Raw genomic sequence first — 20,475 nt, forward strand, 5'->3', positions numbered from 1 at the left:
CCGCCGACGGTGGCCTCTTAACTGTTTAACCAGCCGAGGTCCCGCAGGCAAACTGCCGCGGGGATAACCCCCATGAAATCCGTGCTTGTTGCAGCTTCGTCACAGGGATTCCGTGGGAACGCGGTCGAGCCTTACACCAGCCTGACCGTGCGCCGGATTACCTGTTCTTGTTCACCGGCTTGCGCTTCTCGATGAACGCCGCCATGCCCTCGGAGCGGTCCTCCAGCGCGAAGGTCGAGTGGAACAGGTTGCGCTCGACGCTCATGCCCTCGGCAAGCGTGGTCTCGAAGGCGCGGTTCACCGCTTCCTTGGCCATCGCGGCCGCAGGGCGCGACATTGCGGCGATCTTCTCGGCCGCCGCCATCACCTCCTCCATCAGCTTGTCGGCGGGCACGATGCGGCTGACGAGGCCGCTTCGCTCGGCTTCCGCCGCATCCATCATGCGGCCGGTGAGGCAGAGGTCCATCGCCTTCGACTTGCCGATCGCGCGCGTCAGGCGCTGGGTACCGCCGATGCCGGGAATGGTGCCGAGCGTGATCTCGGGCTGGCCGAACTTGGCGGTGTCGGCGGCGATGATGAAATCGCACATCATGGCAAGCTCGCAGCCGCCGCCGAGCGCATAGCCGGAAACAGCGGCGATGGTCGGCTTGCGGCAGCGCGCGATGCGGTCGCCGCCGATCGCGGCAAAATCCTCGGAGAACATGTCGATGAAGCCCTTCGGCTGCATCTCCTTGATGTCGGCGCCGGCGGCAAAGGCCTTCTCGCTGCCGGTCACGATGATGCAGCCGATGGCGTCATCGGCCTCGAGATCGTCGACTGCAGCTGCGATCTCGCGGAAGACGCCGAAGGAGAGCGCGTTGAGCAGCTTCGGCCGGTTCAGCTTGATGATGCCGACCGCGCCTTTGCTTTCGACGATGATGTGTTCGAACGTGCTCATGCTCCACCCACGCTTTTGATCAGGCGGGCAATGTGCCCGCTGGCGCGGTGGGCTTCAAGGGGGCTAAGGGCCGCCGGAACACACAGCGGGATACGCGTTCCGGTGGCGGTCTCGCAAGCCAGACATCAGGCCAGGAATCCGGTCTAGGAATTCAGGCCAGCGCTCACGCCATGAACATGCGCGCCGCGGACGCCAGCGTCAGCAGCGTGCCGACGCCGATGAAGATCTTGCCGATCAGGGAGCTCTGGTCCCAGGCCGAGCTCTGCTGGCTGCTGGCCATCACCGGTGCCGGCCGGGGCTGCGCCTCGGTTGCGGCGATTACCGCCTTCTGCGCCGGTGGGCTGTCCTGTTGCGCGGCGCGGTCAATGTCGTTGAGCTGATCAGGGGCGACGACCTGATTCTCGGGGGGCTGGCTCTCGCCATTCGCAGCGTTGGTATTATCAGCCGCTGCCTGGACATTGCCGTTGGCGCGGTCCGTCATGGCGGAGGCCGCTGCCGCAGTCGGGGTATCGGCGGCGGCGAGCTGCGCATTGGCGTTCGCGACCGCTGGCGGCATCTGGCTCAAGGCCGCCGCGCCGGTGTCGGCCTTGGCGTCGGCTTTCGGCTCGTCCTTTGCGGGAGCATCAGTCTTGTCGGCCGATTTCTGCGCCGTCTTGCTGCTGCCGTTGCGGCGAGACTCGTGGCGTCGGTGCTTACTCGGCTTGGCCGCATCGGCCTGCTTGCCCGCGCTGTCCGATTTGCTTGTGGCTGGGGCTGGTGCCGCCTGTGCAAGACCTCCCTGTACAAGGCCGCCGAACAGCAACAAAAGGCCGGCCAGAGCAATCAGGGCCGCGCGCCCGCTGGCTTTCATCATGGTGATGATCTCCCCAATTCCGCCCGTCCCGGGAGCGAACAGAGACCCTGGGGCGTGACGACAGCGGGGCAGAAAATGGGAATCTTCGGGCTACTCCGGGCAAAACCGGGGCAAACCGGCACCCATGGAGCCAGCCGCCGGGTGCGGGACGCACCGATCTCTGTTATGAGCCGTCGCAGACGTTGACGGCCGGATCGGTCGCGAGGTTTAGGTTGATCACGAATTCGTGATCCTGCCGGGCTCGCGTAACAAATTGAACGAACGGCCGAATTGCTTGGTGAGGGGCGCGCGTGCGCGGACGTGAGGACGAATGGACCGGCCTGATGCGGTCGGCCATGGCAGGCGATGATGCGGCGTATCATCGCCTGTTGAGGGCGGTTACGCCCGTGCTGCGCGCGGCCGCCAGGCGAGGCCTGGCCCGGGCAGGCCAGCCTCCCGACCAGGCAGAGGATATCGTGCAGGAGATTCTGTTGGCGGTGCATCTGAAGCGTCACACCTGGGACAGCGAAGCTCCCTTCGCTCCCTGGCTGTTTGCCATCGGCCGCAACAAGCTGATCGACGCGCTGCGCCGGCGCGGCAGGCGCGTCTTCGTCAACATCGACGATTTCGCCGAAACCCTGCCGGGCGAGGCGCCCGAGGAAACGGCCTCCGCGGGCGAGGTCGCAGCCCAGCTCAACACCCTGCCGCAGCGCCAGCGCGACGTGCTGCAGTCGATCGCGGTCGAGAGCGCCTCGATCAAGGACACGGCGACGAAGTTTTCGATGAGCGAGGGCGCGGTACGGGTCGCACTCCATCGCGGACTTGCGGCGCTGACGACCAAACTGCGGGACCACTAGTCATGGACACCGATCAACTCATCCGTTCGCTCGCAGCCGACAACACTCATCACGCGCCGCGCGTCGGCGCCGTGCTGACCATGGCACTGCTGGTGGCTGCGCCCTTGTCGATCCTGATCTTCGCGACGTTCCTCGGCGTGCGGCCGGACGTGATGACGGCCATGCACAACCCGTTCTTCGACATGAAGTTCGCGGTGACGCTGTCGCTCGCGATCCCCGCGATCATCGTCAGCCTGCATCTGTCGCGTCCCGAAGCCCTGCTGCGTGGTTGGGGCTGGCTGCTCTTGCTTCCGGTCGGGCTGCTCGCAGTTGCGATCGGCAGCGAGGCGATGATGGCCCCGGCCATGCCGATGACGATGCGCTTGATGGGCAAGAACTCCAGGGTATGCCTGGTCGCAATTCCGGCGATGTCGCTGCCGCTGCTTGTGGGCGCGCTGTTCGGCCTGCGCCACGGCGCGCCCTCGCACCCCGCGCTGGCCGGAGCGCTCGCCGGCCTGGTGTCGGCCGGGCTTGCCGCGACGCTCTACGCCTCGCACTGCACCGACGATTCGCCCCTGTTCGTCGCGACCTGGTACACGCTCGCGGCGGCGTTCGTCACGGCCATCGGCGCGTTGGTGGGATCCAAAGTTCTGCGCTACTAGCGCCGGCGTCACGCCACCGGCGTCGCACCCAGCTGCATGCGGTGGAAGCGCAGCACCTGCTGCGCGGTCGAGCTGCGCAGGGCCTCGTAGCCGTCGCGCAGCGTCAGCATGTCGGTCTGCGAGCCGCCGGAGAGCTTCTCGCGCATCGCGATGATGGCGCGCACGCTTGGCCAGGACATGCCCGCGACCTTGGCGAGGATCATCACGCCCTCGGTGCGGCTTTCGATCATCATGGTCTCGGCAGTCTCGACCGCGACGCCCGCGAGCGCCGCGAGCCCCGCATTGGTTTCGTCGAACTTGCCCTGCTCGGCGAAACTGGTGACCTGTAATTCGTTGAGACGGCCGTCCTCGTGCAGCGACCTCACCAGCGCGCGCGCCATCTCGGTCTGCTTCGTCATGGCGGCGGCGCGGACCCGCTGAGCCACTTCCTGGATCACGCTCGACACTTCGTTCGCGAGTTCCGGATGCGCGGCCTCGAGCTTTCTGCGTACGCTCAGGGAGGCCTTCGCGATTAGCTTCAAATAGTGATGGCGCGGCAGGTCCGGCCGCTGGCCTATGCAGGTGGCGAGGTCGTCGTCGCGTTCGGCGCGGGTGACGAGATCGGTGAGGCTTCCCTCGGAGAGCCGCGCGCCCGGATTGCCGACGGTCGACTGCACCACGTCCTCGTTGCCGCGCGTCAGCAGCACGTCGGTCAGCGCTTCCGACAGCACCCGCCGCAGCGAGATCGCCTTGAGATGCGCTTGGCCCCTCGTGCGCGCGATCTCGATCAGGGTCGTCTCGTCCAGCCGTTCCGATTTCGACAGCACGGGGCCGGAGACCTCGATGACCTCGTCGAGCGCGAGCGTGCGCATGATTTTCGGCGGCGCGGCCGCAATCGGTGCGAGGCGGTCGGCGAGCAGTGCTTTGGCCGAGGTCTCGATCTGCTCGATCAGGCACTGGAACACGTCGTCGAACACGCGGATGTGGTCGTCGGAATAGTCCACCGCGTTGCCCACGAACAGATCGGTGACGCGGCGCAGCGTCTCGACCCGGCGCGCGACGGTGCCGTGCGAGAGCGCGGCCTGCAGTTCCTCGAGCAAATTCTCGGATGTTTTGGCGGATCTGGATCTCATGGCCCTGTCCTGGAGCGCTCGGTCCGGCGGCGGCTTCTGTCGCAGCGGGAAAAAATGGATTGGTCAGGTCGTTGCAATGCGGTTGCGCCCTTGCGCCTTGGCGGAATAGAGCGCGCGATCGGCGCGCGCGAGAAACGTGTCGGCAGTATCGACGTCGCGCAGCGTCACGACGCCCGCGGAAATGGTCACGTGCATATTCGGGGAAAATGCGCTCCAGTCGAGATCGGCGACGATGCCGCGCAAGCGCTCGAGCATGCGCTGTGCGGCGTCACCCGAGGTGTCCGGCAGCAGCAGCAGGAATTCCTCGCCGCCGTAGCGGCCGAAGCTGTCGGCCGGGCGGATATTGGCGAACATGGTGATCGCGAAGGTGCGCAGAACCTCGTCGCCGACGGGGTGGCCGTGGGCGTCGTTGATGCGCTTGAACCAGTCGAGATCGATCAGCGCGATCGCGCAAGGCGTCGATGCCTGCCGCGACTTCTCGATCTCCGCGTCGAGAAGCCGCATGATGCAGCGGCGGTTGTAGGAACCGGTGAGCTCGTCGAGCTCGGCCAGCTCCTCGATGCGCTGATAGGCATCCTTCAGCTCGATGCTGCGCCGGTACAGGATCTTGCGCAGGGTGGCGCCGAACAGGCCGAGGAAGGCGCACTGGCCGATCACCAGCACGAAGCAGAGCATCGCGGCGGTTCGCTCCAGGCGGTTCGCAACCGGCAGTCCGATCGGCAGGTCCGAGCCGAGGAAGACCAGAGCGAGCCCACCGGTGGCAAGGCCCCAGGTGAGCATCGCCTGGCTCGAGGTCATCCGCAGCGTGCCGAAGGCGAAGATCAGAAACAGCACCGCGATGAACGCGATCCCGACCGTGGGCACGGCGAGCAGGAACACCAGCTGCACCGCCATATGCGCCGAGATCTGGAAGACGGTGAGGTAATGATCCTCGAACCGGTCGCCGAAGCCGGCTTCCGACAGCACGGTGAACGTCCCGATGATCAGAAGGCCGCCGAGCCAGAACAGCGACGGAACGGCCATGGAGACGGCGCCGGCATAGGCGTAGAGCAACAGGACCGAGGCACCCAGCGAATAGCTCGCCACCTGGCCGATATACATCTGGCGGCGCTGCCGGGCCCGGCGCGCCAGCACTTCGGGGGCCGCGGCCTCGGGAGAGAGGACGAGATCCGCGACCTCAGCGGCATTCCTCTCGGGAAAGGACGTCGCGGCCGTGCTCATGGTCCCGCCAATGGTGATGTCAGCGTAAAAATCTACGTGGCAAGCCTTTAGGTTTGGTATCCTTTGAAACCGAATCCGAACTGTGCAGCGCAGAACAGGGTGGCAGGCTCGGGGGAGAATTTTTGCCGGCGACCGGGCATCTGTTTGCGATGCGATCGAGCCTAAGCCGGGCTTGGCGAGACATATGTCGTGCAGGACTGCTATGGAACCGGACGAGGTCGGCCTGTGCCGGACAGGCATTCCGCAGGGAAGTATCGCAGTATTATGTTACCTATCTGGATGAAGGCGGCCGACGGCCGCGGGTGGGACGAGAAAAATACGCGTATGTGGGTTGGATCACACAGGCGCCCGTATGACTGCGGTACCGTGAACAATTTTGCCCCCCCTGTCGAACCGTCCGCCGCGCCGACCCGACCAACTTTGCGAGACGGGCATTGAGTGTGACACAGGCGGCTTCGGACGAGGTCCTGATCGCTAGGATCGCTCAAGGTGACCGGCTCGCCATGCAGGTGCTGTACGGGCGGCACCATGTCAGGGTGTATCGTTTCGGGCTAAGGCTCGTGCGGGACGAGCAGGCGGCGGAAGACCTCATCAGCGAGGTGTTTCTCGACGTCTGGCGTCAAGCCGGCAAGTTCGAGGGTCGATCCGCCGTTTCTACCTGGCTGCTGGCAATCACCCGGTTCAAGGCCCTGTCTGCGCTCCGGCGCAGGAAGGATTTTGAACTGGACGAAGACGCCGCCAACGCGATCGAGGATACGTCCGACAATCCGGAAACGGCGGTGCAGAAGAAAGATACCAGTGCTGCGTTGCGGGAGTGTCTGACGGGCCTCTCGCCGGACCACCGGGAAATCGTCGATCTCGTCTACTACCACGAGAAGTCCGTGGAAGAGGTGGCCGAAATCGTCGGGATACCGGAGAACACTGTGAAGACGCGCTTGTTCTATGCGCGCAAGAAATTGGCCGAACTGCTGAAGGCAGCCGGCGTTGAGCGAGGCTGGCCATGATGGCTTTGAGCAAGAAGATGCTGGAGCAAGAGCCCGGTGAAATTGAACTGCTGCTGCCGTGGCACGCTGCCGGCACGCTAAACGCGCGCGATGCGCGGCGGGTCGAGGAAGCGCTGGCGCGCGACCCCGAGCTCGCCAGGCAATATGCGGCGATCCGCGGCGAGTACGAAGAGACCATCCATCTGAACGAGAGCCTCGGGGCGCCCTCGGCGCGCGCGATGCAGAAACTGTTCGCGGCGATCGACGCCGAACCGGCGCGGGCGAGCAGCTCGCTGCCGCTGTCGGCGCGCATCTCGACCTTCTTCGCGAGCCTGTCGCCGCGCACGCTGGCGTGGTCGGCGGGCCTCGGTGCCATCGCGCTGATGCTGCAGGCCGGAATCATCGGCGCCGTGCTGATGAAGAACCAGCCTGCGACTTTCCAGACAGCTTCGCTCTCGACCAGCGGTCCGATCACACGCGAACTCGGCACGGCTGTTCCGCCGGCGCGCGCGCTGGTGCGCTTCACGCCCGAGGCCCGCGTCGGCGACATCACCGCGTTGCTCGACAGCTACCAGGCCTCGATCATCGGCGATGCCAAGGGCGGCATGTTCCGCCTCCAGTTCGACAAGGCGATGAGCCGGGACGAACTCGCTTCGCTGCTCGGCAGGATGCAGCGTGAGAAGTTCGTCAACCTCGCCGTCGCGGCGCCCTAACGCGCCGCTGATCCGATGACAGGCAAGACCGAGAGCAAGTCCGAGAGCAGGGTGCCCGCCGGAGGCTACGCTTCATCGGTCGGCGCCGCGCTTCTGATCGCTGCCTGTCTCGGCGTCGAGGTTGCGCAGGCGCAGGCGATCATGCGCACGCCGACGATCAGCGTGCCCACGCGAACGCCGACCATCTCTCCGAGCATCGCCTCGCGCGTCGGTCCGACGGTCTCGGCCAGGGCGGTATCCGTCGATCGCGGCCCGCGGACGATTGCGACCATTCCCCAAACCACGACGTCGCGCCTGCGGCCGACGACGGTGCAGCCTTATGCGCGCTATTCGCCGAACCTGTATCCGGCCTGCACCGCGCCCTATCGCGATGCCGCCGGCGAATGCCTCGCGCAGCCGAATGCAGGCGGCGGTGACCCTGGCAAACCCGTCAAGAAGAGCGCCGGCAAAGGCCGCGGCAATGCCACGCCGGCCGCCGCCAATCTGCAGAGCTTCGCCAACGAATTCCTGGCCGAGATCGACGGAGCAATGTCGGCCGGTGATGCCGACGCGCTGGCCCGCCGGCACGGCCTGACGCGAATCTCGTCGGAGAGCTTCCCGCTGATCGGCGCCACGTTCGGTCTGTTCCGCATCACGGATGGCCGGCCGTACGAGACGGTGCGGCGCGAATTTGCGACCGACGGCAGCGTGCGCTCGGTCCAGCCGAACTTCCGCTATATGCTGCAGGACCAGAAATCGACGCCCCCTCGCGAAGGCGATCCTGCGCAATATGTCCTGACGAAACTCCGCCTGCCGCAGGCGCATACGCTGGCGCACGGCGCCAACGTCACGGTTGCCGTGATCGACTCCGGCATCGACACCAGGCATCCCGAACTCGCCAATTCCATCGCCGACAATTTCGACGCGCTCGGCAGCGCGGAGGGGCCCCACGTCCACGGCACCGGCATCGCCGGCGCCATCGTGGCGCATGACCGACTGATGGGCAGTGCGCCCGAGGCGCGCATCATCGCGATCCGCGCGTTCGGCGGCGCCAATGGCGGCGCCGAGAGCTCGTCCTACATCATCCTGCGGTCGCTGAATTACGCCGCCGAGCACGGCGCGCAGATCGTCAATATGAGCTTCGCCGGTCCAAAGGATGCCGTGATCGAGCGGGCCATCGCGGCGACCGCCGCACGCGGTCTCGTGCTGATCGCTGCCGCCGGCAATGCTGGCGCGAAATCGCCGCCGCTCTATCCGGCCGCCAATCCCAACGTGATCGCCGTCAGCGCGACCGATCAGCAGGACAGGCTCTTCACTGCGTCCAACCGCGGCAATTACATCGCCGTCGCGGCGCCGGGTGTCGACATCTTCCTGCCGGCGCCGGACGGCAAGTACCAGATGACGTCGGGAACCTCGTTCTCGGCCGCCTATGTTTCCGGCGTCGCGGCGTTGCTGCTCGAGCGCAACTACGCCTTGAAGCCGGAAGCGCTGCGCATGACGCTGGCGAAGACCGCGCGCGATCTCGGCTCCCCCGGGCGCGACGAGCTTTTCGGCGACGGCCAGGCCGATGCATTTGCCGCGGTCATGGCTGTTCCCGCCGACAGCGCCACGCCCGTTGCGGCTGCGTCGGGTACAACAAAACGTGAAGATGCCGCCAAGCGTCGCGAGGAGCCCAATAGCCGCGCGATCGAACAACCTTCATTGTCGAGCGCAGACGATAAAGCCACGGTTTCTCAGGCGGATAGGCCGGCGACGCGATAGCGCCTGCGGCAAAGATGCGCGCGTTGCGAAGGTCAAAAAATCGAACGCGGCATTGAACGTTCACCCGGCTGCCACGACCAAATTATGTGGGAGCGGTCATCCCTCCCCATCAGTCATATTAGGCGCGAGCGCCCATCCACCCCAAGCGCCCATATGGCTCGACCCGTCCGGTTGTCCCCCCGGACGGGTCTTTTCTTTTCAGAGCACTTTCGAGCGAAGTGGAGTCCGGTCGCGGGACGAGGGCGCGTCAAACGAGAAGCCAGAGCTTCCGATCTGGCTCAATCAGACGAAGCTCTGGGTGTCTGGCTCTTTGCGGCGTCGCGCGCGTTCAGCGTGCGGTTGAAAGATAGCCGCGGCATCCTTGGCGTTGGTCCGCGCGGCACGCCGCAAGTCCGCTATGCTTGCGCGAAGCTTGACTCGAAAACACGGCAAATCTCCGCACGACTACGGTGATTGACGTCCAAAGCCGTGTCGTTGCTGGACAAGTCAAAACTTTTCCACAAAATATTCATGTCGCCTCCAAATTGATTCGTGTGCGTTGCGTCCCCCGCGTCCGTGTTTTCCCTGACGGGCTGGTCCATGACACATCGCCAAGAGTCTAACTGCGCGTCTGCGCGTGCCGTGCTTGCTGGCCGCGACGTCGCGGCGCGCTGGTGCGCTCTCGCCGAGCAGCGCCTGCAACATCTCTCCGAAATGTTCGAGACCGGCCGCTGGCGCCGTTATCATTCCGAGATCGCATTCCTCGAAAACATTCAGGAAGCCAAGCGCGCCGTCCAGACCTGGCGCGCGCTGGCGACCGGTGCCGATGTCGCCGAGGCCGCTGCAAGCGTGACGCCCGCATTCGGCTGGTCACCGGCGACCATGCCCCGGGTGTTCCCGCGCGAGGAGCAGGCGGAGATCGTGCAGTCCGAGACTTTGCAGTTCAAGACCCTGCAGCCAAAGGCCGTCCACATCGCCCCCGAGACCGCCGTGCCGGTCAGGCTCGACCCGAAGCCGGACGTTCACGCCGAGATCACCGAACCGCCGCTTGCCCCGCCTGCCGCCTCCGCCGCAATGGCGTCTTTTATTGCGCCTGCCGAGATGCCGCCGCTCAAGGCTCCCGCGGCGAGGGCACCTTTCATCGCATCTGCCGTGAGGTCGCCGCTCGCGGCGCCTGCCGCAACGGCGCCATTCACCGCGCCTGAAGTGAGGCCGCCGCTCGCGGTCGCTGCAGCGAAGCCGCCGAAGACCGCGCCTGCCGCGATGGCAGCCCTCCTGCCCCAGTTCGCCCCGCCTGCCGAGGAAATCGTCGCAGCCCCCGAGCGCGTCGTCGAATTCACCTTCAGCCTCGACGGCCTGGAAGCCAAGTACCCACTGCTCAGGAACGCATTCTAGCGTCTGGCGGCCAAAGGCGAGGGGCGGGCTTTAGCGCCGAACCGCATTGCCGCCGACCATCACCTGCGCGAATCGCTGCGCGCCGTCGGCTGACAGATCCGACGTCACCGCGCGCGCATGGTCCAGGCCGACGACGGCGCCGCGCGGGGTTTCGGAGATCATGTTGTTGTTGACCAGCGCGATGCCTGCGCCCGGCACGACGGAGACGCCGACGCCCGCCAGCGCCTTGCGGATCACGTTACCGGTGATCGCAACGTCGCGCAGATATTTGCCCCAGCCGGCGACGATGCCGTAGGACGGCGCGTTCTCGATCACATTGCCGGTCACGGCTGAATCCGCCTCGATGTAGATGCCGACGCCCGCGTCGTCGTCGGGCGCGGTGCCGATCGGTCGTTTCGGGATCAAATTGCGGATGATGTTGCCCTGGACCACCGCGATGCGGCCGCCTTCGTTGAAATTGCAGACGGAGACGCCGACGGCGGCGCCGTCCACGGTGTTGTTGGCGATCACCGCGGCCTCGAACGCGAACTCGGAATAGAGCGCGACCTCGCGCACGTCGCTGACGCTGTTGCCGGTGATGTGGATGTTCGAGGCCGAATTGCCGCGCACCGCGGAGTAATCGCAGTTTCTGATGCGGTTGCCGCGCACGATCACGTTGCCGGCGCGAAAGGCGTTGATGGCGTTGCCGTACTGACCGGAGCCGCCGGGACCGGCCTTGATGTTCTCGATCCGGTTGTCCGCGACCAGCGTGCCGTCGTCGCCGATCGCACCGCGCAGGATCTCGATGCCGTTGTCGTTGGTGCCGATGATCGTGTTGCGGGACACGCTGAGCCCCCTGGCGTCGAACGACACCACCGCGGTCACCGCGATGCCGGTGAAGATGTTGCCTGAGATGTCGCCGGAGACCTGCTCGAGCCAGATGCCGCTGCCGCCTGAGTTCGCGATCTCGCAATCGGCGATGCGGATGTCGCGTCCGCCGAGCACATGGATCAGCCCGCGACGCGTCGGCAGCGGAATGTTGCCGCCGTCGAAGGTGATGCCGGTGAGGCCGATGGAGTCCGAACCGTCGCTCTGGATCGCCGAAGCGCCGCCGGTGAAGACGAGTTTTGTCGCGCCGCGCACGCCGATCAATTGTGCGCCGTTCGGCAGCCGCAACAGCCCGGTGCGATAGACGCCGGGCGGTAGCGCCAGCGGCATCTGCGCCTGCGCCGCTTCGTCGATCGCACGCTGCAGCGCGCGGGTCTGATCTTCGCTGCTGCCGGGCCGCACGCCGTATTGCGTGGCGTCGCGGCCCAGCAGGGACGTCAGCGGCGCCGCGCGCGCGGCATCGGCCGGCATGGCGAGCGCGCCGGCGATGCCTGCGGTCGAAGCTCCGATGAGATGACGGCGATTGAGGTCCATGACGCGTCCTCCGGCGGACGCGGGCGTCCGCGACCGACTAGGTAACGCAGGGCGGGCGGGGGCGCGGGGATTGTTTGCGGTAGGGTTAAATGTTTACGCCAGCGAAGGTGCCGTAGCGTGGGCAAAGCGTAGCGTGCCCACCATTGAACGGCAGATCGGAACGAGATGGTGGGCACGGCGCAAGTGCGCCTTTGCCCACCCTACGAGACCTCTGTGTTCCGCGATTTCCTTGCCAACCCCACCATCTCCATCAGCATGGCCTCGCCTGCGTCCACCAGCTCCTCCAGCGTGATCCGGGCTGCGCCCTTGCGCCGCACCGCGCCGCCGCGCGCGAGCAGGGGAATGTGGATGAAGGCCGCAAGCTGCGGCCCGCCGGCGCGCACATTCTCGATCGCGCGCCAGCTCAGATAGTTGCAGAGATAGGCACCGGCATCGCGCGAGGGACGCGCGTCGATGCCGGTGAGGCGCGCGGCGCGCAACAGCCTTGCGGTGTGCGGACCGAAATTCATGGCGTCGGCGGTGCCTGCGATGCCGCGCTTGCGCGATCGGGTGTTGGCGGCGTCGGGCCAGAGCATGGTGACGGCGTTGCGCGCGCGGGTCTCGATGCGCAGGTAGGACGTGCGGGAGGCCAAGCCGAACATCAACAGCGCATCCGGCTTCACCTTCGCGAGCACATCAGGCAATTGCCGGTCGACCGCGGCATAGGTGACCGGGAAGATGTGGCTGTAGAGCGCGACATCATCGAGTGCCGGACGGCGCAGTTGCGCGAGCCGGGCGACCAGCGGCTGGGTCGGGTTATAGGGCGCGCCGGGGAACGGGCCGAAGCCGGTGAGGAGAATGCGGAACTTCTCGCTCATTTCAGCAACTCCAGGATCTGCTCGGCGGCGAGCGCCGGGGTGAGATGGCCGTCGGCGACTTCAGCCTCGATCTTCCGGACCTTGCTGCGAACCGAGGCCTCGCTGCGCAGCCGCGCCAGCATGCGCTGCTCCAGCATCGACCACATCCACTTCACCTGCTGCTCACGCCGCCGCGCGGCGAAGTCGCCCGAGGCGTTCATCGCCTTGCGGTGATCGAGAACCTTCTGCCAGAGGTCGGCGATGCCGGTGCCGGCCAGCGCCGAATACGTGACGACGGGCGGATGCCAATGCTCGGACTTCGGCGCCAGAATATGCAGCGCGCCGCGATAGTCGGCGGCGGTGATGTTGGCGCGCTTGAGATTGTCGCCATCGGCCTTGTTGATGGCGATCATGTCGGCGAGCTCGACCAGGCCCTTCTTGATTCCTTGCAATTCGTCGCCGCCTCCAGGCAGCATCAACGCGAGGAAGAAATCCGTCATGTCGCAGACGGCTGTCTCGGACTGGCCGATGCCGACGGTCTCGACCAGCACGACGTCGAAGCCGGCCGCCTCGCACAGCAGCATCGCCTCGCGCGTCTTGGCCGCGACGCCGCCGAGGGTGCCCGAGGACGGCGAGGGCCGGATGAAGGCATTGTCGGAGGCCGACAGCCGCGCCATCCGCGTCTTGTCACCGAGGATCGAGCCGCCGCTGCGCGCCGAGGATGGATCGACCGCGAGCACCGCGACCTTGTGATCCCGTTCGATCAGATGCGTGCCCAGCACGTCGATGGTGGTGGATTTACCGACGCCGGGCGACCCGGTGATGCCGACGCGAAACGCCTTGCCGGTGTCGGGAAGCAGCATCTGCACCAGCTCGCGCGCCAGCGCCTGATGGTCGCCGCGCCGGCTTTCCACCAGGGTGATGGCGCGAGCGAGGGCAGCGCGGCTGCCGGCGCGCAGCTCTTTGGCGAGGGTAGTGATGTCCAGCGAGGCCTTCTTCTCAGTCATGCCCTGCTTTACAACGCCGAGGCCGGGCAGGCGAGGGCCGCTCGCCCGGAATCACCTGCTCGTCGCCGCCGCCGTCTGCACCGGTTTCATCTTGCGCCAGACCCAGACCATCACCGGCCAGAGCAGGGCACCGATCGCCATCGCGGCGAGGATGGCGGCGACCGGTCGCTCGAAGAACGGCAGGATACTGCCATCGGACTTGATCAGCGAGGTCACGAAAGCCTGCTCCACCATGGTGCCCATGACGATGCCGAGCACCATCGCGGCTACGGGATAGCCGTTCGCCTCCATGACGTAGCCGATGATGCCGAAGGCGGCGACGGTAACGACGCCGAACATGTTGTTGCCGATCGCGAACGAACCGACCGCGCAGCACAGCATGATGACCGGCATGATGGCGGAGCGCGGCGCCAGCAGGATGTAGGCGGCGATCCGGATCATGGCGATGCCGAGCGGGATCATCATGATGTTCGCGATGATGAACATCAGGTAGATCGCATACATGCTCGACGCTTTCTCGGTGAACAGCGTCGGGCCGGGATTGAGGCCCTTCATGTAGAGCACGCCGATCGCGATCGCGGCGATGGTGTCGCCGGGGATGCCGAACAGCAGCGAGGGCACCCAGCCCGAGGCGATGCTGGCATTGTTGCTGGCGCCGGCCTCGACCAGGCCTTCGACATGGCCGGTGCCGAATTTTTCCGGCTCCTTGGAGAAGCGCTTCGACATCGCATAGGAGACCCAGGCGGCCATGTCGGCGCCGGCACCCGGCAGAACGCCGATGATGATGCCGACGATGTTTCCGCGCGTCATCTGCCAGTGATACTTCTTGGTTAGCTTCCACTGGCCGGCCATGATGCTTCCGAACTTGCGCCGCGGCAGCGGCGGGGGCTCGGGCGTCAGCATTGCGCGCATCACCTGCGCCACCGCGAACACGCCGACCAGCGCCGGGATCGGCTCGATGCCCCCGAAGAGATCGGTGAGGCCGAAGGTGAAGCGCGGCACGCCGCCGGGGTTCTCGATGCCGATGCAGGAGACCAGCAGGCCGAGGAACATGCCGGCGATCGCCTTCACAGGCGAAGAGCGCGCCACCAAGGTGGCGCACATCAGGCCGAGCAGCGCCAGCCAGAAATATTCGAAGGTCGAGAACGACAGCGCGATTTCGGCGAGCGGCGGCGCCAGGATCATCAGCGACAGCACGCCGGCGATGCCGCCGACGGCGGAGAACCACACGCCGGCACCTAACGCCAGCTCGGCCTGGCCCTTGCGCGTCATCGCGTAAGCTTCATCCGCGTAGGCAGCGGAGGCGGGCGTGCCGGGGATGCGCAATAGCGCGCCCGGAATGTCGCCGGAGAAGATCGCCATCGAGGACGCCGCGACGATGGTCGCGATCGCCGCGATCGGCGAGAGGTAGAAGGTGACGGGAACGAGCAGGGCGGTCGCCATCGTTGCCGACAGGCCCGGCAGCGAGCCGATCACGAGGCCGTACACGGAGGCCGCGAACATCGCGATGATGACCTCCCAGGTGGAGATCAGGGCAAACGCTTCAATCAGGGTCTTGAGCATGGGGAATTACCAGGGCGTCGGCAGCAGGCCGGCAGGAAGCGGCACACGCAGCAACTTGCCGAAGATGAGGTGAATGGCGAAGGGCGAGAGCGCCGCTAGCGGCAGCGCCAGCTTCCACTTCGCCCCGAGCGCGGTCGAGGTGACGTAGACCATGAGCGCCGCGGTGATGATGAAGCCGAGCCGGTCGGCGGCGACGACGTAGAACAGCAGCAGCGCCGGCGGCAGCAAGGCGCGCAGGCCGTAGAGCTTGCCTTCGAATTTTCCTTGCGGCGGTGGCGCGGCCGCCACCTGGCCGTCCTCCAGCGGGATCAGCTCTTCCTCCTCCTCGAAGGAGTGGCCGATTCCGAACACGATCGCGAGTCCGCACAGCGCGAGACCGCTGCCGATCACCAGCGGAAACACGTTGGGGCCGACCGGCTGGCCGGGCACCGGCGGCAGGATATAGCCGCCATAGGCAGCTGCCGCGCCAAGCACGACGAGAAACGATCCCGTGACGGAGTCGGGAAGACGCATGGGAAGAAGTCCTATGAAAGAAGTGCTCCCTCTCCCCGCGTACGGGGAGAGGCGATCAGAGCGCCGTAGTGTCTGGTCACGCCTTGCTGAGGCCGGCCGCTTTCATCGCTTCGCCCATCTGGGCGTCGCCCTTGTCCATGAAGCCTGCGAAGTGGCCGGCATCGCCCCAGACGGTGCCGAAGCCGCGATTGGTCATGAAGTCCTTGAACTCGGCGGAGTCGTAGACCTTCTTCAGCGCAGCGGTGAGCTTGCTCGCGATCTCCGGCGGCAGGTTCTTCGGTCCGGCAATGCCGCGCCAGGCGCCGGTTGCGTAGTCGATGCCCATCGCTTCCTTCAGCGTCGGCACGTCCTTGAAAACCGGGTTGCGCGCAGGGGCCATGATGGCAAGGCTCTTCGCCTTGCCGGCCTCGATGATGGCGCGCGCCTCCGGCACCGAGCATGTCGTGAGGTCGAGGCCGCCGGCGGCGAGATCCTGCATCGCGGGCGCCGCGCCGTTCGAGGGCACCCAGGCGACCTGGTTGGCGGGCAGGCCCATCGCCTGCATCCAGCCGACCAGCGCCAGATGCCAGATACCGCCCTGGCCGGTGCCGGACGCCTTGAACTTGCCGGGAGGCGCAGCCTTGATCGCCTCGGCGAGCTCCTTGACCGTCTTGTAGGGCGAGGAGGAGGAGACCTGGATGCCCGGGGGGTCCTCGTTCATCAGGGCCAGCGGCGTGTAGCTCTTCGGCGTCAGCTCGGTGAGGCCCTGCCAGTGCATCATCGAGATCTCGACGGTGAGCATGCCGATGGTGTAGCCGTCGGGCTGTGCGGTCGCGATGGCGCTATGGCCGACCACGCCGGAGCCGCCGGTGCGGTTGACCACGTTAAAGGGCTGGCCGAGATCCTTTTCCAGCAGCGCTGCGACGATGCGCGCGGTCGCATCGGTCCCGCCGCCCGCGCCCCACGGCACGATCACGGTGACCGGCCGGGCCGGATAGGCTTGTGCACGTGCGGGCTTGAAGCCTAAGGCGGCGGATGCGGCGACGGCGGCCGTTGAAGCCGCAAAGCTGCGGCGCGAAATCTTGGACATTGAATGCCTCCCAACGGCGCCCGTGATGTCGGGCGCTCTTGTCAATGGCGACATTCTAGTCGGCTTTGCAGGGCCGCCGCAAGGTAGCGCTACCAAGGAGATCGACATGTTGTGTGAAAGTTGGATGCCCATCGGATGGGCAGTCGGAAATCGGGTGGGTCTTGCCCGCGCAATTCGCCAACTTGAGCGCGCAACGAAAGTCAAAGGCAAGCTCTTGATGACCCAAGCCTATTACAGCGCCGTGCTGGATCGCCCGCTGGACGACGTCTGGTCGCTGATCCGCGATTTCAACAATTATCCCGCTTATATCGACGGCGTGAGCGAGAGCGCGATCGAAGACGACAAGCGCGGCGATGAAGTCGGCGCCATCAGGCGCTTCTGCTATCTCGGAAACTGGATCCGCCAGCGCCTGGTCGATCATTCGGACGAGCAGCGCACTCTCACTTATGCGGGTCTCGAAGCGCTGCCGTATCCGCAAGATGATGGAAGCCGGACGCCGGCGCCGACGCGCTATCAAGGCACCATGCAATTGCGCCCGATCATCGAGGGCAACCGTACCCTCATCGAATGGGCGGTCGTCCTCGATACCGAACCTGAGGATGCCGATCGCTGGCAGGCGCTATTCGCATCCTGGATTCCCGATTGGACGAACTCACTTGCGCGGACGCTGGCGCGATCCGGTTAGCGACCGGTAACGGCTCCTGGGCGTCGTCCTTCGGCCGCGCGCCGCCGAAAATGCGGGTGCCTTCCGCGGTGAGATACGGCTTCAGCGTCTCCCACGGCACGAAGGCGACATACTCGCCCTCGGCATAGGGACCGACGGCGTAGGGGGGATAGTGGAAGGTGAGGCCGGAGCTCTTGCCCGCTTCGGTCGACGGCGCCAGCGTCACCGCGCCGACCTTGAGCAGGCCCGGTTTCAGCTCCTTGAACCATTCGTCGGTGGCGGTCTCGCCGGCGTCGCGCTTCTTCTTCTCGGCTTTGAGCGAGGCGATGATGGCCTTCACCATCGCCTTCATTGTCGCGCCGTTGTCGGCTGTCTCGGTGAAGAACGGGCGGATCGAGATGCGCTTGTTGGCGGCCTTGTCCCACAGGATCGTGTTCACGTCCGAGTTGGGATGCGCGCCGCGCGTGTTCATGTAGTCGTTGCGGAGGACGCTGACATAGCGGTCAGCGACGACCGAGCGGATCTCATATTTGCGCTCGAAGTCCCAGCCGCCGTCCTTGAAGAACTGCGGGTCGGCCTTGTGCGCGGCGACAGCCTCCGCGGCATTCTTGTCGAGCCATTTCTTGCCCTCGGCGAGGCAATCCGCCGCCAGCGCCGCATCAACCTTGATCCTGTCGTCGAGGAACACGCGCGCCTCGATGCTCTTGGTCTTGACGACAGCGTCGGGCTTGGGATCGGCTGCGTGGGCGGGGCCGAACAGTGCGCTGCAAACCGTGGCCACGGTGAGCGCGCGCATGAACGTTGACCCGAGAAACATCACGCAAAATCCTTCTTTTCGGAAGATTGGCGGCGGAGCTACTCCGCCGCCTCGCTATGCCCGAGCCGCGCATTCAGCTTGCGGATGAGCTCCTCCGCGGCCTCCGCGATCACGGTGCCCGGCGGGAAGATCGCTTCCGCGCCGGCGGCATAGAGCGCATCGTAATCCTGCGGCGGCACCACGCCCCCGACGATGATCATGATGTCGTCGCGGCCCTGCTTCTTCAGCGCGGCCTTCAGCTCCGGCACGGCGGTGAGATGGGCCGCCGCAAGCGAGGAGACGCCGAGGATGTGCACGTCGTTTTCGACTGCCTGACGTGCAGCCTCGTCGGCGGTCGCAAACAGCGGTCCGATGTCGACGTCGAAGCCGATATCCGCGAACGCGGACGCAATCACCTTCTGGCCGCGGTCGTGGCCGTCCTGGCCGATCTTGGCGACCAGGATGCGCGGGCGGCGGCCTTCCGCCTCCTCGAAGGCGTCGATCAGCGCCTGAACCTTCTCGACCTGGTTGCCCATGCTGGACGCCTCCCGCTTGTAGACGCCGGTGATGGATTTGATCTCGGCACGGTGCCGGCCGAACACCTTCTCCATCGCGTCCGAAATCTCGCCGACCGTCGCCTTCGCCCGCGCCGCGTCGATCGCGAGCGCCAAGAGATTGCCGTTGCCTTCGCCGGCGGAGCGCGTGATCGCCGCGAGCGCGGCATCGACGTCCTTCTGATTGCGCTCGCTCTTCAGCCGCGTCAGCTTGTCGATCTGCAGGCGCCGGACATTGGAGTTGTCGACCTTCAGGATGTCGATCGGCGCCTCATCCGTCGGCTTGTATTTGTTGACGCCGATCACCGCCTGCCTGCCGGCGTCGATGCGAGCCTGCGTCTTGGCCGAGGCTTCCTCGATGCGCAGCTTCGGCAGGCCGGCCTCGATCGCCTTGGCCATGCCGCCGAGCTCCTCGACCTCCTGGATGTGGCCCCAGGCCTTGGCGGCGAGGTCGCGGGTGAGGCGTTCGACGTAATACGAGCCGCCCCAGGGATCGATGATCCGGGTGGTGCCGCTCTCCTGCTGCAGGAACAGCTGGGTGTTGCGGGCGATGCGCGCCGAGAAATCGGTCGGCAGCGCCAGCGCCTCGTCGAGCGCATTGGTGTGCAGCGACTGGGTGTGGCCTTGCGTCGCCGCCATCGCCTCGACGGTGGTTCGCATCACATTGTTGAAGACGTCCTGCGCCGTCAGCGACCAGCCCGAGGTCTGGCTGTGCGTGCGCAGCGACAGCGAGCGCGGGTCCTTCGGATTGAAGGGTTTGAGCAGCTTCGCCCAGAGCAGCCGCGCGGCGCGCAGCTTGGCGACTTCCATGAAGAAGTTCATGCCGATCGCCCAGAAGAACGAGAGCCGCGGCGCGAAGCGATCGACGTCGAGGCCGGCAGCAAGGCCGGCACGCAGATATTCGACGCCGTCGGCGAGCGTATAGGCGAGCTCGAGATCCTGCGTCGCGCCAGCCTCCTGCATGTGATAGCCGGAGATGGAAATGGAGTTGTATTTCGGCATCTTCTGCGAGGTGTAGGCGAAGATGTCCGAGATGATCCGCATCGAGGGCCCGGGCGGATAGATATAGGTGTTGCGTACCATGAACTCTTTCAGAATGTCGTTCTGAATGGTGCCCGACAGCTTCTCTGGCGGCACGCCCTGTTCCTCCGCCGCGGCGACATAGAGCGCGAGGATCGGCAGCACGGCGCCGTTCATGGTCATGGACACGCTCATCTGGTCGAGGGGAATCCCCGCAAACAGCGTGCGCATGTCGTAGATGGAGTCGATGGCGACGCCGGCCATGCCGACGTCGCCGCCGACGCGCGGGTGGTCGGAGTCATAGCCGCGATGAGTGGCAAGGTCGAAGGCGACCGAGAGGCCCTTCTGTCCTGCCGCCAAATTGCGGCGGTAGAACGCGTTGGAATCTTCCGCCGTGGAGAAGCCGGCATATTGCCTGACCGTCCAGGGCTGGTTGACATACATGGTCGGGTAGGGGCCGCGCAGGAAAGGCGCGATGCCCGGATAGGTATCGAGGAAGTCGAGCCCGGCAAAATCGGCCTCGCCATAGGCGGGCTTCACGAGAATGCCCTCAGGCGTCAGCCACGGCTCGGCGCTGCCGGTGGGAGCGGCTGTGGCGGCGCGCTCGAAGGCGATGTTTGCGAAATTGGGAATGCGGCTCAT

18 protein-coding genes and 1 pseudogene are annotated in these 20,475 nt (G+C 65.9%); 7 read left to right on the forward strand and 12 right to left on the reverse strand.

Translation table 11 applies throughout. The features are described 5' to 3' along the window. Window positions 1-157: 157 nt before the first annotated feature. Together C7G42_RS16825 and C7G42_RS16830 are read right to left on the reverse strand one after the other, a co-directional pair. A complete protein-coding gene (locus C7G42_RS16825; RefSeq protein WP_106950066.1) occupies window positions 158-937 on the reverse strand; it encodes an enoyl-CoA hydratase in 780 nt (259 codons plus the stop codon). 163 nt (window positions 938-1,100) lie between these two features. After that, the gene (locus C7G42_RS16830; RefSeq protein ID WP_106950067.1) at window positions 1,101-1,790 is read right to left on the reverse strand and encodes a hypothetical protein; all 690 of its coding nucleotides are present in this window, start codon (window positions 1,788-1,790) and stop codon (window positions 1,101-1,103) included. A 290-nt stretch (window positions 1,791-2,080) separates the two neighbouring features. On the opposite strand from C7G42_RS16830, the gene C7G42_RS16835 reads away from it, so the two are divergent. Together C7G42_RS16835 and C7G42_RS16840 are read left to right on the forward strand one after the other, a co-directional pair. After that, window positions 2,081-2,626 (forward strand): sigma-70 family RNA polymerase sigma factor, encoded by a 546-nt coding sequence (locus tag C7G42_RS16835; protein WP_094975196.1) that lies wholly within the window; start codon window positions 2,081-2,083, stop codon window positions 2,624-2,626. 2 nt (window positions 2,627-2,628) lie between these two features. Further along, window positions 2,629-3,267, forward strand: coding sequence for an NrsF family protein (locus tag C7G42_RS16840; protein ID WP_106950068.1), 639 nt, complete (start codon window positions 2,629-2,631; stop codon window positions 3,265-3,267). An 8-nt stretch (window positions 3,268-3,275) separates the two neighbouring features. Here C7G42_RS16840 and C7G42_RS16845 read toward each other — a convergent pair whose 3' ends face one another. Together C7G42_RS16845 and C7G42_RS16850 are read right to left on the reverse strand one after the other, a co-directional pair. Then, window positions 3,276-4,379, reverse strand: a complete 1,104-nt coding sequence (locus tag C7G42_RS16845) for a DUF2336 domain-containing protein (RefSeq protein WP_106950069.1) — start codon at window positions 4,377-4,379, stop codon at window positions 3,276-3,278. Between the two features lie 63 nt (window positions 4,380-4,442). Beyond that, on the reverse strand, window positions 4,443-5,600 hold the full coding sequence (locus C7G42_RS16850) for a GGDEF domain-containing protein (RefSeq protein WP_106950070.1): 1,158 nt from the start codon (window positions 5,598-5,600) through the stop codon (window positions 4,443-4,445). Between the two features lie 434 nt (window positions 5,601-6,034). On the opposite strand from C7G42_RS16850, the gene C7G42_RS16855 reads away from it, so the two are divergent. From C7G42_RS16855 to C7G42_RS16875, 4 genes are all read left to right on the forward strand, one after another. Beyond that, a complete protein-coding gene (locus C7G42_RS16855) occupies window positions 6,035-6,604 on the forward strand; it encodes a sigma-70 family RNA polymerase sigma factor (protein ID WP_162307447.1) in 570 nt (189 codons plus the stop codon). Then, the gene (locus C7G42_RS16860) at window positions 6,601-7,296 is read left to right on the forward strand and encodes a hypothetical protein (protein ID WP_106950071.1); all 696 of its coding nucleotides are present in this window, start codon (window positions 6,601-6,603) and stop codon (window positions 7,294-7,296) included. The genes C7G42_RS16855 and C7G42_RS16860 overlap by 4 nt, the downstream gene beginning before the upstream one ends. A gap of 15 nt (window positions 7,297-7,311) precedes the next feature. Further along, entirely contained in the window at window positions 7,312-9,036 is a 1,725-nt protein-coding gene (locus C7G42_RS16865) for a S8 family serine peptidase (RefSeq protein WP_106950072.1), read from the forward strand. A gap of 621 nt (window positions 9,037-9,657) precedes the next feature. Further along, entirely contained in the window at window positions 9,658-10,410 is a 753-nt protein-coding gene (locus C7G42_RS16875; protein WP_199580948.1) for a TIGR03809 family protein, read from the forward strand. Between the two features lie 30 nt (window positions 10,411-10,440). On the opposite strand, the gene C7G42_RS16880 is transcribed toward C7G42_RS16875, so the two are convergent. From C7G42_RS16880 to C7G42_RS16905, 6 genes are all read right to left on the reverse strand, one after another. Continuing rightward, window positions 10,441-11,811 (reverse strand): TIGR03808 family TAT-translocated repetitive protein, encoded by a 1,371-nt coding sequence (locus C7G42_RS16880; protein WP_106950075.1) that lies wholly within the window; start codon window positions 11,809-11,811, stop codon window positions 10,441-10,443. Window positions 11,812-12,011: 200 nt separating this feature from the next. Beyond that, complete coding sequence (locus C7G42_RS16885; RefSeq protein ID WP_106950076.1) at window positions 12,012-12,668, reverse strand: pyroglutamyl-peptidase I; 657 nt, start codon at window positions 12,666-12,668, stop codon at window positions 12,012-12,014. After that, window positions 12,665-13,654: a methylmalonyl Co-A mutase-associated GTPase MeaB gene (meaB, locus tag C7G42_RS16890; protein ID WP_106950077.1), complete on the reverse strand. Its 990-nt coding sequence runs from the start codon at window positions 13,652-13,654 to the stop codon at window positions 12,665-12,667. Before meaB ends, C7G42_RS16885 begins: the two co-directional genes overlap by 4 nt. 51 nt (window positions 13,655-13,705) lie before the next feature. Beyond that, window positions 13,706-15,217, reverse strand: coding sequence for a tripartite tricarboxylate transporter permease (locus tag C7G42_RS16895; RefSeq protein ID WP_106950078.1), 1,512 nt, complete (start codon window positions 15,215-15,217; stop codon window positions 13,706-13,708). A 6-nt stretch (window positions 15,218-15,223) separates the two neighbouring features. Next, window positions 15,224-15,730, reverse strand: a complete 507-nt coding sequence (locus C7G42_RS16900) for a tripartite tricarboxylate transporter TctB family protein (RefSeq protein ID WP_106950079.1) — start codon at window positions 15,728-15,730, stop codon at window positions 15,224-15,226. 76 nt (window positions 15,731-15,806) lie between these two features. Continuing rightward, window positions 15,807-16,799 carry a tripartite tricarboxylate transporter substrate binding protein gene (locus C7G42_RS16905; protein ID WP_106950080.1) on the reverse strand — a complete coding sequence of 331 codons (993 nt, stop codon included), beginning with the start codon at window positions 16,797-16,799 and terminating at the stop codon, window positions 15,807-15,809. On the opposite strand from C7G42_RS16905, the gene C7G42_RS35835 reads away from it, so the two are divergent. Next, on the forward strand, window positions 16,792-17,484 hold the full coding sequence (locus tag C7G42_RS35835) for an SRPBCC family protein (RefSeq protein WP_245427766.1): 693 nt from the start codon (window positions 16,792-16,794) through the stop codon (window positions 17,482-17,484). The two genes, C7G42_RS16905 and C7G42_RS35835, sit on opposite strands and share 8 nt — an antisense overlap. Window positions 17,485-17,494: 10 nt before the next feature. On the opposite strand, the pseudogene C7G42_RS16915 reads toward C7G42_RS35835, so the two are convergent. Next, window positions 17,495-18,280: pseudogene (locus C7G42_RS16915) on the reverse strand (RsiV family protein); the annotation flags it as partial. A 38-nt stretch (window positions 18,281-18,318) separates the two neighbouring features. Beyond that, window positions 18,319-20,475, reverse strand: coding sequence for a methylmalonyl-CoA mutase (gene scpA, locus C7G42_RS16920; RefSeq protein ID WP_106950455.1), 2,157 nt, complete (start codon window positions 20,473-20,475; stop codon window positions 18,319-18,321).

The sequence above is a fragment of the Bradyrhizobium sp. MOS003 genome, assembly GCF_003020125.1.
In the GTDB taxonomy this organism is placed as follows: Bacteria; Pseudomonadota; Alphaproteobacteria; order Rhizobiales; family Xanthobacteraceae; genus Bradyrhizobium.

Bases quoted from the DNA above. Each gene is read 5' to 3' on its own strand.
- C7G42_RS16895 (WP_106950078.1), bottom strand. From the start codon at position 15,217: ATGCTCAAGACCCTGATTGAAGCGTTTGCCCTGATCTCCACCTGGGAG.
- C7G42_RS16900 (WP_106950079.1), bottom strand. From the start codon at position 15,730: ATGCGTCTTCCCGACTCCGTCACGGGATCGTTTCTCGTCGTGCTTGGC.
- C7G42_RS16825 (WP_106950066.1), bottom strand. From the start codon at position 937: ATGAGCACGTTCGAACACATCATCGTCGAAAGCAAAGGCGCGGTCGGC.
- C7G42_RS16885 (WP_106950076.1), bottom strand. From the start codon at position 12,668: ATGAGCGAGAAGTTCCGCATTCTCCTCACCGGCTTCGGCCCGTTCCCC.
- scpA (WP_106950455.1), bottom strand. From the start codon at position 20,475: ATGAGCCGCATTCCCAATTTCGCAAACATCGCCTTCGAGCGCGCCGCC.
- meaB (WP_106950077.1), bottom strand. From the start codon at position 13,654: ATGACTGAGAAGAAGGCCTCGCTGGACATCACTACCCTCGCCAAAGAG.
- C7G42_RS16850 (WP_106950070.1), bottom strand. From the start codon at position 5,600: ATGAGCACGGCCGCGACGTCCTTTCCCGAGAGGAATGCCGCTGAGGTC.
- C7G42_RS16880 (WP_106950075.1), bottom strand. From the start codon at position 11,811: ATGGACCTCAATCGCCGTCATCTCATCGGAGCTTCGACCGCAGGCATC.
- C7G42_RS16830 (WP_106950067.1), bottom strand. From the start codon at position 1,790: ATGATGAAAGCCAGCGGGCGCGCGGCCCTGATTGCTCTGGCCGGCCTT.
- C7G42_RS16865 (WP_106950072.1), top strand. From the start codon at position 7,312: ATGACAGGCAAGACCGAGAGCAAGTCCGAGAGCAGGGTGCCCGCCGGA.
- C7G42_RS16845 (WP_106950069.1), bottom strand. From the start codon at position 4,379: ATGAGATCCAGATCCGCCAAAACATCCGAGAATTTGCTCGAGGAACTG.
- C7G42_RS16905 (WP_106950080.1), bottom strand. From the start codon at position 16,799: ATGTCCAAGATTTCGCGCCGCAGCTTTGCGGCTTCAACGGCCGCCGTC.
- C7G42_RS16860 (WP_106950071.1), top strand. From the start codon at position 6,601: ATGATGGCTTTGAGCAAGAAGATGCTGGAGCAAGAGCCCGGTGAAATT.
- C7G42_RS16840 (WP_106950068.1), top strand. From the start codon at position 2,629: ATGGACACCGATCAACTCATCCGTTCGCTCGCAGCCGACAACACTCAT.